Genomic DNA, 14,789 nt, shown 5'->3' with positions numbered 1-14,789 from the left:
GCGAGTTGAAAAACTCGCTTTTTTTATGATTGTTAATCCAATTGAATAAAGTCAATCTGACTATCTTTTACCTTTTGATTTAATTGTTTTACTTCCGAATTAAATATTTGATATAGTTTATTCAATTCAATATCAATATCTTTCGTGATTTCATTTTTAAATGCAATTGCCTGATCTGTTGGTTTGAAATCGCCGATTCTTGTTAATGAATTCAAGTGTCCTAACTTATTGTTTAATTTGATCGGGAAGTTTAACGGATCCTGATTACTCTTACTTTTTGTTTGATATAAATTGTTTTCAATAACAGTCATATCTTTAAGTAGTTTATCAGCAAAATCAATTAACTCTTTATGCTTCTTTTTATCTTGAATAGATTTCTTTAGTGTTGTGATTTGTACTCTAACTTTCTTAACATTCTTCAATGCTTTATGAATTTCAGTCATCTTTGCATTGATGCTGTTTATAAAATCAAACTGAGCTTTTAAATCAGCTTCTGAAGATTCTGAATTCGGTTTGTTTTTAATACTGAAGTTTTGAGATGTTGACTTTCCATTTACTTCAAACGCAACACTATAGTTTCCTGGTAAAGCCATTGGTCCGTTTAATGAAGCCCACCATAAAATCATTCCTTTTACACGTTCAGCTCCAGAATACATCATGTCCCAGTGGAAAACATTATTTCCTTGTTTAACTTTAAGTTTTTTCTCTTTATCCTTCTTGTTTGGATGTGTACTGAAAACTTGAATTTTGTTTTTAGCACTATCAAAGAATGAAAGCGAAATAGTGTCTTTTTCTGAATAGTTTTTTACAAAGTAATTGATTGGAACACCACCATAATAATTCGTTCCGTTTCTTTTTGATGTTGCTCCATTTCCACCACCCATTCTATAACTTTCTTTTGGTTTGAACATAAAAAAGTCTTTATCAGTGATAGATGTATTTAATTGATGAAGCGGAGTTAAATCATCAATAATCCATAATGATCTACCTTGAGTAGCCGCAATTAAGTTATTTTCTTTTACTGCTAAATCAGTAACAGGAACAATGGGTAAATTCAATTGGAATTTCTGCCACTCTTTTCCATCATTGAAAGAAACGTACATTCCTCTTTCTGTTCCAGCATATAACAATCCTTTTCTTTTTGGATCCGCTCTTAAAGCTCTGGTAAAATCTTCATTTCCGATACCATTTGTAATTTTTTTCCAAGAAGCACCGTAATCTTCAGTTTTATAAATGTATGGCTGATAATCTCCCGTTTTATATTTCGTTCCAACAATGTAAGCTCCTCCTTTTGTGAAAGGATCAATTTCAATACAATTAATCATCATCCATTCAGGCATTTTTTTAGGAGTAATGTTTGTCCAGTTTTTACCGCCATCTCTAGTGATATGCACCAAACCATCATCAGATCCTGTATAAATTACACCATCCTCATTAGGAACTTCTGCTATTGCGAAAATTGTTCCGTAATATTCAACTCCAGTATTATCTTTTGTGATTGGTCCACCTGAAGGTCCTAATGTTTTCGGATCATTTCTAGTTAAATCTGGACTAATAATTTCCCAAGATTGCCCTTCGTTTGTAGTGGCATGAACATGATTAGAAGTTGCATATAATTTTTTAGGATTATTCGGTGAAAATAACACTGGAAAATTCCACTGGAAACGATATTTAAAATCTTCAGCTCCATGTCCCATTGGATCATCTGGCCAAACGTTAATAGCTCTTACCGATCCTGTTTTATGATTAACACGGGTTAGCAATCCTCCATAACTACCTCCGTAGGCAATATCATTATTTAAAGGATCTACTGCAATATGCGCACTTTCTCCTCCTGCTGTACTTTCCCAATCTTGACTGGTAATAAATCTTCCATCTGTTCTATGTGAAATTCTAATCGTTGAATTATCCTGTTGAGCCGCATAAATTCTATAAGGAAAATGATTATCGGTTGTTACACGGTAAAATTGGGAAGTTGGTTGATTCAAATACGTTGACCAGTTTTCTCCAGCATCAAAAGAAATTTGTCCTCCACCATCATCAGCAATTATCATTCTTTGATTGTCTTCAGGAGCAATCCATAAATCATGATGATCTCCATGCGGAGCATTATAAGTTTTATATGTTTTTCCTCCATCAGTAGATTTATGGTAACGAACATTCATCACATAAACAATATTTTCATCTTGAGTATCTGCATAAATACGAGTGTAGTACCAAGCTCTTTGACGTAATTTACGTTCACTATTAATCAATTTCCATGTTTTTCCTGCATCCGTAGATTTATAAACTCCACCTTTTTCATTTTCTATTAAAGCATATACTATTTCTGAGTTTACTGGAGAAACCGTTAAACCTGAAATTCCCCAAATGCCTTTTGGTAATCCGTCATTTTCAGAAATATTTGTCCAAGTCTCACCTTCATCAGTACTTTTCCAAATAGCAGAACCTTCACCACCACTTGATAAACTATACGGAGTTCTTCTAACATTCCAAGTTGAAGCGTATAAAACTCTTGGATTATTAGGATCGATAATTAAATCAATAGCACCAGCATCTGCATTACTGAATAAAACTCTTTTCCATGTTTTACCACCATCAATTGTTTTATAAACACCTCTTTCTTCAGTAGATTTATATAAATCTCCTAAAACAGCTGCAAACGCAATATCAGGATTTTTAGGGTGAATTCTTACTCTTGGAATATGTCTAGAATTTGGTAATCCCATATGTGTCCATGTTTTTCCCGCATTTTCTGATTTCCAAACCCCATCTCCAGAAGAAACGTTTCCACGAACTGTTTTTTCTCCCATTCCAACATAAATAATGTTGTTGTCCCATTCGCTAACAGCTATCGATCCTACAGATCCTCCGAAAAATCCATCAGAAATATTTTGCCAAGTATTACCGGCGTCAATTGTTTTCCAAATTCCACCTCCGGTTGTTCCCATGTAGAATAAATTTGGTTTTTTGGAAACTCCTGTTACAGCACAACTCCTTCCACCACGAAATGGACCAATGTTTCTCCATTCGATTGCGTTAAAATATTCTTCAGAAAATTTGCTATTGTTTTTTTGAGCGTTAACTTTGAAATTTAAGAATAGGAGGAAACATACTCCTATAAAAAGTAGTTTTTTCATTTGATTTAGTTGATTAAGATGCTAAATATAAAATTTTGTTAATGGACTTATTGTTAAAGATTCCTAAAAATCAATTATTTAAAGATAGTATTGTTGTTTCTGGTTCAAAAAGTGAGTCAAACAGACTATTAATTTTACAACAATTATATCCTGAACTAGTAATCGAAAATTTATCTAATTCAGATGATGCTGTTCACATGCAACATGCCTTAAAAGGAGAAGGAGAAGTCGCAGACATTGGTCATGCAGGAACGGCAATGCGGTTTTTAACTGCTTTTTTTGCGTCTCAAGAAGGAACTACAAAAATTTTACAAGGATCGGAAAGAATGCATAATCGTCCGATTAAAATTTTAGTTGATGCGCTAAAAGATTTAGGTGGAGATATTACCTATTTAGAAAAAGAAGGATATCCACCACTAAAGATTAATGGTAAAAAACTTGAGAAGAGTAAAGTTGCAATACAAGGAAATGTGAGCAGTCAATATATTTCGGCTCTATTATTAATTGCATCAAGTTTACCAAATGGTTTAGAGATTGAATTATTAGGTGAAATCACATCGATTCCATACATAAAAATGACGTTGAGTTTACTCAGTCAATTAGGAATAAAAAATTCATTTGAAGGGAATTTGATTAAGGTAAACCCGTTAGAAAGCATTGAAGCAAAGAAAGTGGTTGTTGAGGCTGATTGGAGTTCTGCATCTTACTTTTATTCTCTGGTTGCGTTAAGTGAAATTGGTACAGAAATTTCACTATCATCATACAAAAAAGAAAGTTTACAAGGAGATAGTTGCTTGGCTGAAATTTATAAACATTTTGGTGTTACCACCACTTTTGAGGAGTACACAATCCTCCTGAAAAAAGAAAAGGAAACTGGCACTTCTTTATTAGAATTAGACTTAGTGAAAGCGCCAGATATTGCTCAAACTATTGCTGTTACATGTTTTGCGTTAGGTGTTCCTTGTAAATTAGAAGGTTTACATACGCTGAAAATTAAAGAAACTGATAGGTTGGAAGCATTGAGAGAGGAAATAACTAAGTTAGGAGGAAAGATTAAAGTTACCAATGAAGAATTGATGTTAGAGTCTTCATCCGAAATTAATGAGAATGTAGCTATCGAAACGTATAACGATCACAGAATGGCAATGGCATTTACTCCATTAGCTTTAAAAGTCCCAATAAAAATTAATGATGCTAAAGTAGTAACGAAGTCGTATCGAAACTTTTGGGAAGACTTTGAGAATATTGGAATTCCTCAGGAAGTTCTAAAATAATACATCAAACGCTTGACAAGGCCTGTTTCCAAATCGTATATTTGCGGCCACTAATAAATATTCTATAATGAAATTATCTCAATTTAACTTCGAATTACCTAAAGAGTTATTAGCCGAATACCCATCTGAGCACAGAGATGAGGCTCGTTTAATGGTATTAAATCGAAAAGAACAAACTATCGAGCATAAGTTGTTCAAAGATTTAATCAATTATTTTGATGAGGGAGATGTTATGATGTTGAATAACACTAAGGTATTCCCTGCTAGAATGTTCGGAAATAAAGAGAAAACAGGAGCGAGAATTGAAGTATTCTTATTAAGAGAATTAAATGCTGAGCATAGATTATGGGATGTATTAGTAGATCCTGCTCGTAAAATTCGTATTGGAAACAAATTGTTTTTTGGAGAAGATGAAAGTTTAGTAGCGGAAGTTATTGATAACACAACTTCAAGAGGAAGAACTTTACGTTTCTTATTTGATGGTTCTTACGAAGAGTTTCGTAAAAAGTTAATTGAATTAGGAGAAACTCCTTTACCAAAATATATCAAAAGAGAGGTTGAACCAGAAGACGAAGAACGTTACCAAACTATTTATGCGAAGCATGAAGGTGCTGTAGCTGCTCCAACTGCTGGATTACATTTCTCAAAACACTTAATGAAGCGTTTAGAAATCAAAGGTGTTGATTTTGCTGAAATGACTTTACACGTTGGTTTAGGCACTTTTAATCCTGTAGAGGTTGAGGATTTATCGAAGCATAAAATGGATTCTGAGCAAATCATTATCCCAGAAGAAGCATGTAATATTGTAAATAATGCTTTAGATAAAAAAAGAAGAGTTTGTGCGGTTGGTACAACGGTTATGAGAACAGTAGAGTCATCGGTTTCTGCTAACCACAGATTAAATGCATATAATGGCTGGACAAATAAATTTATTTTCCCTCCATATGATTTTAGTATTGCTAACTGTATGGTAACAAATTTCCATACACCAAAATCGACTTTATTAATGATGATTGCTGCTTTTGCTGGATATGACTTCGTAATGGAAGCATATGAGGAAGCTGTAAAAGAGAAGTACAAATTTTACTCTTACGGTGACGCAATGTTAATCATCTAAAGAAATAATAAAAGATTATAACATAAAAAAAGCCTCATAGATGAAACTATGAGGCTTTTTTTATATTTTGAATTTCCTTTAAGGATTAATTACGGGAGTTCCATTATCAGGTGGGAAAACTTTACACTTTCCCTGACTATTACAAGTCCCTAAAAGCCCATTTTTATCATAACACCAACTGCCAGTAGAAACTCCTTCACACCAAGGATCGGTTCCTCCGTTAATTGTTGTTTGTTCTTTTTTAGTGAGCTTTTTTCCTAAGTTAAAAATTGATTTTTTCATTTTTTTTGGTTTTAAATTTATTTTAATATAGGAGAGCAACCTATTTCAATTTTAGAAAATCTAAAAAATATCGAAAACAGGGTTTAAAATTCTTTTCTAAGTCCTTTCAGCTTCTTAAAGATAGCGATTTAATTTTGTAAGATGAAAATTTGCTATGGCAAGAATATTATTAACTTTTAAGAAAAAGTAGAAAAATCAAAAGACATAATTTTATTATTAACTCTTAATACAATAGTGTACTTTTGCACCAATGAAACCGCAGAAGAAAGATATACGTGCACTAACGAAAGATCAGCTTAGAGATTTTTTTGTTGAAAATGGTGATAAAGCATTTCGTGGAAATCAAGTTTATGAATGGTTGTGGAATAAAGCAGCACATTCTTTTGATGATATGACTAACATTTCTAAGGAAACTAGAGAAATGTTAGACGCTAACTTTGTAATTAATCATATCGAGGTTGATGCAATGCAGCGTAGTAATGATGGAACTATTAAAAATGCCATTAAATTACATGATGGTTTAATTGTAGAATCGGTTTTAATTCCAACAGATAAAAGAACCACGGCTTGCGTTTCAAGTCAAGTAGGTTGTAGTTTGGATTGTAAATTTTGTGCGACAGCGCGATTAAAGCGAATGAGAAATTTAAACGCAGACGAAATTTATGATCAAGTTGTAGCAATTGATAAACAAAGTAGATTATATCATAATCATAAATTAACGAATATCGTTTTTATGGGAATGGGAGAGCCCTTGATGAATTATAATAATGTTATCAAAGCAATCGATAAAATTACTTCTCCTGAAGGTTTAGGGATGTCTGCAAAGAGAATTACACTCTCTACTTCTGGAGTTCCTAAAATGATCAAAAAAATGGCAGATGATGAAGTGAAGTTTAATCTTGCTGTTTCTTTACATTCAGCCATAGATGATGTAAGAACCTCTATAATGCCATTCAATAAAACTTTTCCGCTGACAGATTTAAAAGAAGCGTTAGAGTATTGGTTTGAAAAGACGAAGCGAAAAATCACTTATGAATACGTTGTATGGCAGGGAATTAATGACCGCAAAGAAGATATTGATGCATTGGTTAAATTCTGTAAATATGTGCCTTCAAAAGTTAATTTAATTGAATATAATCCAATTGATGATGGAGAGTTTCAACAAGCCTCAGAACGTGCTTTGAATAATTATATTTCTAATTTAGAAATGAATGATATCGTTGTGAATGTTCGTCGTTCTAGAGGAAAAGATATTGATGCTGCTTGCGGCCAACTTGCAAATAAATCTTAAATGAAACAGGTGTACGATGTTATTATAATTGGAGCTGGTCCGGGAGGAGGGCAATGCGCGAGAGTGTTATCAAAAAAAGGATATAAGGTCTTATTAGTAGAAAAATTCGCAAGTTTTAGAGAGAACAACTATTCAAGCGCGGGTATGTCTTTAAGCCCATTGAAAGAGTTTGGTATTCCAGAATCAGTAGTCGGATCTTTTTGGAATAAAATCGATATACAGTGTACAAAGAATAAATACGCCTGGGAAAGCAAAAACATGCAAGGCGCTGTTCTTGATTTTGGTAGTTTAAAACAGTTTCTTGCAGATGAAACTTTATCAAATGGAGGCGATGTTTTGTTAGGATACAAATACTTCAAAAAGGAGCATCAAGAGGATAAAATTATCGCTCATTTTAAAAATACAAAAACAAAAGAGATCTTAACTCTAGAGTCTAAGTTATTAGTAGATGCTACCGGAGCAAATAGAAAGGTTATCTACGATAAAAAATCTGAAGAACCTGAATTTTTTATTGGCACAGGTATAGAATATCTTATTAAAGTGGAAGATGATGTTTATAAGAATTGCGATAATAAACTTACTTTTTTCTTAGGTCATAAGTGGGCAAAATATGGATATTCTTGGATTTTTCCAATGGGAGATAACATTCTTAAAGTAGGAGCAGGAAAAGTTTTTGTAGAAGACGAAAATGAGGCTAATGACAGTGTAAAAAAGTATACGCTGAAAGTTTTAGAAGATTTTTTAGGGTTGAAAAACTATGAACTTTTGGATATTCATGGCGGAGTAGTAAGGTATAGTGCTGGAATACATGATACCTTTTACAAAAATAGAGTTGTAGCCATTGGAGATGCTATTTCTGCTATTAATCCTAAAGGTGGAGAAGGAATAAAGTATGCAATGCGAAGCGCTGATACTGCCTCAAAATATATAGATTCATATTTAAAAACAGGAAAAGAAAGCTTCAACAATTACAGGAGAATTTGGCGTATGAAGTATTGGTTTTCTTGGAAATTAAGTGAAATAGCAGCAAGAAAAATTTATTATAAATATTCTGATGAAAAAATTGAGTACCGTATGAGTACTTATAACAAAACTTCAAATATGCAGGTTTTGGTTGATTCATTATTCGAGTTTAAACCACATAAAATATTCTATAAAATTCTAGCATTATATTTTCTCGATTTAAAATCAAAAGTGACTGGAGTTTTTAAATGATTTTTTTGTTTAAAAACTTCATTTAATGTGCTGTAAAGATTATAAACTAATGTATCTAGTTTAATTTATTTCAGTACTTTTGATCATTCACAGAGAAAGGAGAACTCTAATGAAACCTGTTGAAGAAATAAAACTTCCTATAGCTAAAGAAATGGAACTTTTTGAGTCTAAATTTAAAGACTCAATGCTTTCTAAGGTCCCTTTATTAAACAGAATTACTTATTATATCGTTAGAAGAAAAGGAAAGCAGATGCGACCAATGTTTGTGTTTTTGGTTGCGAAAATGGTTTCAAATGGAGGTTTCGATGAAAGGACCTATAGAGGAGCTTCTGTAGTGGAATTGATTCATACAGCTACCTTAGTGCACGATGATGTAGTAGATGATAGTAATAGACGAAGAGGTTTTTTCTCGATAAATGCGCTTTGGAAAAACAAAATTGCCGTTTTAGTAGGAGATTTTTTATTATCGAAAGGATTATTACTTTCAATAGATAATGAAGATTTTGATTTATTGAAACTGATTTCTATTGCAGTTAGAGAAATGAGTGAAGGGGAACTTCTTCAAATTGAAAAAGCTCGAAAATTAGATATTACAGAAGATGTGTACTTCGAAATCATCCGACAAAAAACAGCAACTCTAATAGCGGCATGTTGTGGTATTGGAGCAGCCTCAGTAGGGGCAAGTAACGATACTGTTCAAAAAATGAGGAAGTTTGGAGAGTATATAGGAATAGCCTTTCAGATTAAAGATGACTTGTTTGATTACACAGATGATAAAATAGGGAAACCTACAGGAATCGATATCAAAGAACAAAAGATGACCCTACCATTAATTTATACGCTTAATAATTGTTCTTCAGAAAAGAAAAAGTGGCTAATTAATTCGGTAAAGAAACATAATAAGAACAAGAAAAGAGTAAAAGAAGTTATTTCATTTGTTAAAGAGAGTGGAGGTATCGATTATACAGTTGAAAAAATGCACAAGTATAAGAATAGGGCATTAGCTATTTTAGATAATTATCCTGATTCTGAATACAAAAAATCACTACTTCAAATGATCGATTATGTTGTAAATCGAAAAATATAGCGAAAACACACGAATAGCAAATCATCGATTAAATTTTACCAATCAACCAAATATTATTACCGAAAAGTTAAAAAGTAAAGGCTTTTTCATGAGCTTTTTTATCTTTGTATATATGAAATCTGTTATTTCTAAAATATCATCAGTATTAATGGCACTTTTAGTGCTTTTTTCTACCTTTTCTTTTACGATAGAAAAGCATTATTGCGGTGATTTTTTAGTTGCAATTTCGTTTTTTGGAGAAGCTAATAATTGCGCAGATGAATTAGAAGAAGATGATTGCGACAGTCCAGAAGTGTTACAAGAAAAGAACTGTTGTAAAAATGAAATTCAAAACATTGAAGGGCAGGACGATTTAAGAAACTCTCTAGAGAAATTTGATCTTGATAAGCAGCAATTTTTAGTTGCATTTGTCACTTCATTCAACGATTTATTTCTTCCAGAAAAACAAGAAAAGAAGGAGAATATACATCATCTTCCTCCCAAACTTATTCAAGACCTACAAGTACTTCACGAAGTTTACATCATATGATTTAGAACATTTTTTCAAGCTAAAAAGCAAACAAAAAATGTAAAATATAAATCATATTAAATTCATGAAATTTAAAATTATCTTTTGTGCATTGCTAATGCTGTATGCTCAATTGATAGCTCAAAACTCATTCAAAGGAAGGATTATGGATAAAACGAATCCAAAAGAAAATCTAGGTGTTTTTGGAGCTAACATATACTGGTTAAATACCACAGTCGGAACCACAACAAATGAAAATGGTTGGTTCGAAATCCCTTATAGAAAAGAATATAAAAAATTAGTAATTAGTTTTGTTGGGTATAAAACGGATACTGTCGAAGTAAATAGTTTAAAGCCTTTGCATCACTTTATTTCGGAAGAAAATACACTTCAAGAAATTTCAATAGAAACGCAAAAGCAGGCTACGTCAAGATCATTTTTACAAACTCAAAATGTGTTTACAGTCAATAGTGATGAGCTTTTAAAAGCTGCTTGTTGTAATTTGGCTGAGAGTTTCGAAACGAATCCATCTATCGATGTAAACTTTTCTGATGCCTTAACTGGAACTCGTCAAATACAAATGTTAGGACTAAATAGTCCTTATTTACTTATCGCGCAAGAGAATATTCCAATGGTCCGCGGAGCTTCACAGGTGTACGGACTTACTTTTACACCAGGAACTTGGGTTGAAAGTATTCAAATTGGAAAAGGAGCTGGAAGTGTTGTAAACGGGTATGAAAGTATTTCAGGACAAATTAATGCAGAATTGGTAAAACCTCTTACAGATAAAAAGTTTTTTGTTAATGGTTACGGAAACTTAAATGGTCGATTAGAGTTGAATACTCATTTTAATCAGAAAGTAAGTGAAAAGTGGTATACAGGTTTGTATCTGCATGGTAATTTACGAAGTCAGAAATTTGATAATAACAACGATAATTTTCTTGATGCACCATTAGCAGAACAAATTAATGTAATGAATCGTTGGCAATATATAAATAACGAATCTGGTTGGGTGAGCTTCTTTAACTTACGCTTTTTAAATGACCGTAAACAGACGGGAGAATTAGGGTTTAATCCAGAAACAAATAAAGGTTCTAATACAATCTGGGGAAGTGAAATTAAAACCAAGCGTTTAGACTTTTCTGGAAAAGTGGGATATGTCTTTCCTGAGTTACCATTTCAAAGTATGGGGTTTCAATTATCTTATAGTAATCACGACCAGGAGTCTTATTTCGGATTGAGAGATTACAATATTAAACAGCAAAGTATTTACGCAAACTATATTTTTAACTCAATTATAGGAGATACTCGAAACAAATTTAAAACCGGAATTAGCTTTACCTACGATGATTATGAAGAATTGGTAGAAACTGCTGATTTTTCTAGAGACGAAAACTCTATCGGAGTCTTCTTTGAGTACGCATATGACAATAGCGATGATTTCAGTTTAACTGCTGGTCTTAGATTGGATAAACATAATTTAATCGGAACATTTGTAACTCCTAGATTGCATTTAAGATACGTTCCTTGGGAAAAAGGCGTGTTCAGAGCTTCAGTTGGAAGAGGTGTTAGAAGTGCTAATATTTTTGCGGAAAATCAACAGTTGTTTGCGTCCTCACGTCAAATTAATATAATAAACGGAGGAGGCAATATTTATGGTTTAAATCCTGAGAAAGCCTGGAATTATGGAGTTTCTTTTTTACAAGGATTTAGATTGTTCAATAAAAAAGGAGATATAACTTTCGATTTTTATCAAACGAATTTTGAAAATCAGATCGTTGTAGATTGGGAAAATCCTCAAGAAATATCGTTCTATAATTTAAATGGAAACAGTGTTGCAAATAGTTTTCAAGTAGAAACAAATTATACGCCTTTTAAACATTTTAATGTTAGAGCAGCATATAAATTTTTTGATGTATCCACAGATTATAATTCAGGAAATTTGACGAAACCAATTCAACCACAAAATCGTTTTTTTACAAATCTTTCTTACGAGACTTGTAAAACAGACAAATTGAGTTCTTGGAAATTTGATGTAACTTATAATTTTATAGGTAAACAGCGTTTACCAAATACTGCATCAAATCCTCTAAACTTTCAATTGCCGGAATACTCAAAAGGATTTAGTTTATTAAATACTCAAATCACTAAGGTTTTTTCTAAGAAGTTCGAAGTGTATATTGGAGGTGAAAATATTACAAATGTTAAACAACAAAACCCAATTTTAGGAAGTGAAGATCCATTTGGGGCTAATTTTGATAGTACAATAGTGTATGCTCCAATTTTTGGAAGTGCATACTACGCAGGGTTTAGATTTAAAATCAATTAAAAATTAAGACATGAAAAAAATTATAACAATTATTTGTCTAGTACTTATAGGATTTACCGGGCAAGCTCAAAAAAAGAGGAAAAATGCAAAATTAACCTTCGAAGTAGATGGTGTTTGTATGATGTGTAAAAAAAGGATAGAAAAAGCTGCACTTAATACAAAAGGTGTAAAATTTGCAAATTGGGATGTAAATAATCATCAGTTAATGGTGATTATTGATGAACGCAAAACAGACAAGAAAAAAGTATGTGAAAGTATGGCGAAAGCTGGACACGATACAAAAGAAATAAAAGCTACAGACGAGGCATACGATAAATTACATGCATGTTGTAAATATAGAGATGAAGAAATAAAAGAGCAACATCAAGAAAAACAACAATAAATGTAATGCTTACAATATTCTTACGACCTTATTTCTTATGAGGTCGTTTTTTTTTATTTTTTCACTACTTCTTTTAGTGTTACCAACTAATGCTCAAACTTGTTGTTCAGGAGGAGTTCCTTTGTCTAATAATATTGGATTACCTTTTTTGGATAAGGGTGCTTATCAGTTCGGGTTGTTTTACGACTACAATAATTTAAATACATTAAATGAAGGGTCAAAGGTCTTGAATGATGATTCTCGGCGAAGAATTACAAATTCGATATTGTTCAACTTTAGCTATAATTTTTCAGAGCGACTGTTGGTAGAAAGTTTGTTTACTTGGGTAAATCAACAACGAGAAATTACACTTGGTAATAATGTGAATTTTGATGAGACTTTTGGAATTGGTGACGCTATTTTGTTGCTGCGCTATATGCTTGTTAAAAAAGAATACTCGAGTTTGATAGTAGGAGTTGGTGGTAAAATCCCATTAGGTTCTACTGAAGAGGTAAATAGCTTAGGAATTCTATTAAATGCCGATTTACAGCCTGGAAGTAATGCCTTCGATTATGTTTTCACTTCTACATACTCCAAGATTTTTGATTTTAGAAAATCATTACAGTTTTACTCTCGAGCTACTTATAGAAATACTGGTGTAAATAATTCTTATTTAGGTGCTAGCGATTATAAATTTGGTAATGAGTTTCAACTATTTTTTGGAGCGACTGATTCATTTATTATTTGGAGGCAAATTGTAAATCCAAGTCTAGAGTTTAAATACAGAAATGCTCAAATGGATGAGTTAAATACCAATGATGTTGCAAATACAGGAGGAGAGTGGATTTTTTTGAATCCATCAATTAGTATTGCTATCTCTCCTAAAATAATCTTTTCAATACGTTTTGAATTACCTATATACAGTAATGTAACAGGAGTTCAATTAACGCCAACGTATAGAATTAATACTGGAATTTCGATTCAATTTGGTAATAATAAAATAGACAATTCACTAATAAACTAAATGATGCATTATGAATTATAAAAAGTATTTGTATCTACTATTTTCACTAGTTATTATAGTAGCTTGTTCTTCAAGTCCTGAAAATGATGTTGTTTCTGATGATGGAAACAATCCTGTTTCAGGAGGAAACGGAGGAAGTGGTTCAGATCCTAATAATGGAGGGGGAAACCCTTCTTCAAGCACTTGGTCAATTCCTAAAGATCAAATTGTAGATGTATCTGGAAAAGATGGAATACCATCAATTGATAATCCTGTTTTTATTTCTGCTGATGATAGTCGAGTAAGTACATATATGGATGATAATGATTTGGTTGTCGGAGTTAAACTTGGGAATGTAATTAAAGCTTATCCGCATAAAATTCTGGATTGGCATGAAGTGGTAAATGATGAGTTTTCGGGAAGAAAAATTACCATCAATTACTGTCCGCTAACAGGAACAGCATTTGCATGGGAATTTAAAAAAGATAATACCCCTTATACTTTCGGAGTTTCTGGGTTATTATATAAATCAAACTTAATTCTTTATGATAGAGAAACTGATAGTAATTGGTCTCAAATGGAGTTAGCTTGCGTAAATGGTGCTGAAAGAGGAAAATTACCTAGCTTAATTCAATTAGTAGAAACAAACTGGAAAACATGGAAGAATAGTTATCCAGAAACAGAGATAATGTTGAATCAACAAGGCTTTGATCGAAATTATCAAATTTATCCCTATGTTGGTTATTTAGATACTGATGATTTTTTGATTTTTCCAGTGACACCACTAGATAATCGATTGTTGTTAAAAGAGAGAGTTCATGGCTTAATAGAGGGAGGTAATGTAAAAGCGTTTAGGTTTCAGGAATTCGTAGATGGTAATACTATTAAAGACAAATATCAGGCAAAGGATTTCTTGCTCGTCGGAAATGAAAACGTGATTAAGAGTTTTATACTTTCTCCCGATTTGAAAGATGTAGAATTTACCTATTCATATGCTGATAACACTGAGTTTTTCCAAGATAGTTTAGGTAATAAGTGGTCTATAATAGGAGAAGCAATTGAAGGGCCAATGATAGGTAGAAAGTTGCAAGATGCTACTTCTGTTACCGGATTTTGGTTTTCATTAGCATCTTTTTATCCAAATCCTGCGATTTATTAAAGCACGAAGTAATAGATATAATA

The 14,789-nt window shown here is 32.3% G+C and carries 12 protein-coding genes; 10 read left to right on the top strand and 2 right to left on the bottom strand.

The features are described from left to right. Positions 1 to 32 precede the first annotated feature (32 nt). Positions 33 to 3,140 (bottom strand): VPS10 domain-containing protein, encoded by a 3,108-nt coding sequence (locus ACOSP6_RS16585; RefSeq protein WP_422095350.1) that lies wholly within the window; start codon positions 3,138 to 3,140, stop codon positions 33 to 35. Between the two features lie 41 nt (positions 3,141 to 3,181). Here ACOSP6_RS16585 and ACOSP6_RS16580 point away from each other — a divergent pair, with 41 nt between their 5' ends. After that, a complete protein-coding gene (locus ACOSP6_RS16580) occupies positions 3,182 to 4,414 on the top strand; it encodes a 3-phosphoshikimate 1-carboxyvinyltransferase (protein ID WP_422095351.1) in 1,233 nt (410 codons plus the stop codon). Positions 4,415 to 4,481: 67 nt separating this feature from the next. Continuing rightward, positions 4,482 to 5,531, top strand: coding sequence for a tRNA preQ1(34) S-adenosylmethionine ribosyltransferase-isomerase QueA (queA, locus tag ACOSP6_RS16575; protein ID WP_422095352.1), 1,050 nt, complete (start codon positions 4,482 to 4,484; stop codon positions 5,529 to 5,531). Positions 5,532 to 5,609: 78 nt separating this feature from the next. On the opposite strand, the gene ACOSP6_RS16570 is transcribed toward queA, so the two are convergent. Next, positions 5,610 to 5,813 (bottom strand): hypothetical protein, encoded by a 204-nt coding sequence (locus tag ACOSP6_RS16570; RefSeq protein ID WP_422095353.1) that lies wholly within the window; start codon positions 5,811 to 5,813, stop codon positions 5,610 to 5,612. A gap of 250 nt (positions 5,814 to 6,063) precedes the next feature. On the opposite strand from ACOSP6_RS16570, the gene rlmN reads away from it, so the two are divergent. The 8 genes from rlmN (at position 6,064) to ACOSP6_RS16530 (ending at position 14,766) form a co-directional block, all read left to right on the top strand. Then, positions 6,064 to 7,104 carry a 23S rRNA (adenine(2503)-C(2))-methyltransferase RlmN gene (gene rlmN, locus ACOSP6_RS16565; protein WP_422095354.1) on the top strand — a complete coding sequence of 347 codons (1,041 nt, stop codon included), beginning with the start codon at positions 6,064 to 6,066 and terminating at the stop codon, positions 7,102 to 7,104. Then, positions 7,105 to 8,319 carry an NAD(P)/FAD-dependent oxidoreductase gene (locus ACOSP6_RS16560; RefSeq protein ID WP_422095355.1) on the top strand — a complete coding sequence of 405 codons (1,215 nt, stop codon included), beginning with the start codon at positions 7,105 to 7,107 and terminating at the stop codon, positions 8,317 to 8,319. Positions 8,320 to 8,428: 109 nt separating this feature from the next. Then, a complete protein-coding gene (locus ACOSP6_RS16555; protein WP_422095356.1) occupies positions 8,429 to 9,406 on the top strand; it encodes a polyprenyl synthetase family protein in 978 nt (325 codons plus the stop codon). 112 nt (positions 9,407 to 9,518) lie between these two features. Continuing rightward, a complete protein-coding gene (locus ACOSP6_RS16550; protein WP_422095357.1) occupies positions 9,519 to 9,935 on the top strand; it encodes an HYC_CC_PP family protein in 417 nt (138 codons plus the stop codon). A gap of 64 nt (positions 9,936 to 9,999) precedes the next feature. Then, on the top strand, positions 10,000 to 12,243 hold the full coding sequence (locus ACOSP6_RS16545; RefSeq protein ID WP_422095358.1) for a TonB-dependent receptor: 2,244 nt from the start codon (positions 10,000 to 10,002) through the stop codon (positions 12,241 to 12,243). Positions 12,244 to 12,253: 10 nt separating this feature from the next. Further along, positions 12,254 to 12,625, top strand: a complete 372-nt coding sequence (locus tag ACOSP6_RS16540; RefSeq protein WP_422095359.1) for a heavy-metal-associated domain-containing protein — start codon at positions 12,254 to 12,256, stop codon at positions 12,623 to 12,625. A 37-nt stretch (positions 12,626 to 12,662) separates the two neighbouring features. Next, on the top strand, positions 12,663 to 13,628 hold the full coding sequence (locus tag ACOSP6_RS16535) for a hypothetical protein (RefSeq protein ID WP_422095360.1): 966 nt from the start codon (positions 12,663 to 12,665) through the stop codon (positions 13,626 to 13,628). 10 nt (positions 13,629 to 13,638) lie between these two features. After that, complete coding sequence (locus tag ACOSP6_RS16530) at positions 13,639 to 14,766, top strand: DUF3179 domain-containing protein (protein WP_422095361.1); 1,128 nt, start codon at positions 13,639 to 13,641, stop codon at positions 14,764 to 14,766. Positions 14,767 to 14,789 lie beyond the last annotated feature (23 nt).

The sequence above is a fragment of the Tenacibaculum sp. MEBiC06402 genome (genome assembly GCF_049239625.1).
Taxonomy (GTDB): Bacteria; Bacteroidota; Bacteroidia; order Flavobacteriales; family Flavobacteriaceae; genus Polaribacter.
The sequence above is the reverse complement of the archived record's forward strand: the minus strand, read 5'-3'. Positions and strand labels throughout refer to the sequence as shown.

Excerpts from the sequence above, each read along its gene's own strand:
- ACOSP6_RS16585 (WP_422095350.1), bottom strand. The coding sequence starts at position 3,140 with ATGAAAAAACTACTTTTTATAGGAGTATGTTTCCTCCTATTCTTAAAT.
- ACOSP6_RS16580 (WP_422095351.1), top strand. The coding sequence starts at position 3,182 with ATGGACTTATTGTTAAAGATTCCTAAAAATCAATTATTTAAAGATAGT.
- queA (WP_422095352.1), top strand. The coding sequence starts at position 4,482 with ATGAAATTATCTCAATTTAACTTCGAATTACCTAAAGAGTTATTAGCC.
- ACOSP6_RS16570 (WP_422095353.1), bottom strand. The coding sequence starts at position 5,813 with ATGAAAAAATCAATTTTTAACTTAGGAAAAAAGCTCACTAAAAAAGAA.
- rlmN (WP_422095354.1), top strand. The coding sequence starts at position 6,064 with ATGAAACCGCAGAAGAAAGATATACGTGCACTAACGAAAGATCAGCTT.
- ACOSP6_RS16560 (WP_422095355.1), top strand. The coding sequence starts at position 7,105 with ATGAAACAGGTGTACGATGTTATTATAATTGGAGCTGGTCCGGGAGGA.
- ACOSP6_RS16555 (WP_422095356.1), top strand. The coding sequence starts at position 8,429 with ATGAAACCTGTTGAAGAAATAAAACTTCCTATAGCTAAAGAAATGGAA.
- ACOSP6_RS16550 (WP_422095357.1), top strand. The coding sequence starts at position 9,519 with ATGAAATCTGTTATTTCTAAAATATCATCAGTATTAATGGCACTTTTA.
- ACOSP6_RS16545 (WP_422095358.1), top strand. The coding sequence starts at position 10,000 with ATGAAATTTAAAATTATCTTTTGTGCATTGCTAATGCTGTATGCTCAA.
- ACOSP6_RS16540 (WP_422095359.1), top strand. The coding sequence starts at position 12,254 with ATGAAAAAAATTATAACAATTATTTGTCTAGTACTTATAGGATTTACC.
- ACOSP6_RS16535 (WP_422095360.1), top strand. The coding sequence starts at position 12,663 with ATGAGGTCGTTTTTTTTTATTTTTTCACTACTTCTTTTAGTGTTACCA.
- ACOSP6_RS16530 (WP_422095361.1), top strand. The coding sequence starts at position 13,639 with ATGAATTATAAAAAGTATTTGTATCTACTATTTTCACTAGTTATTATA.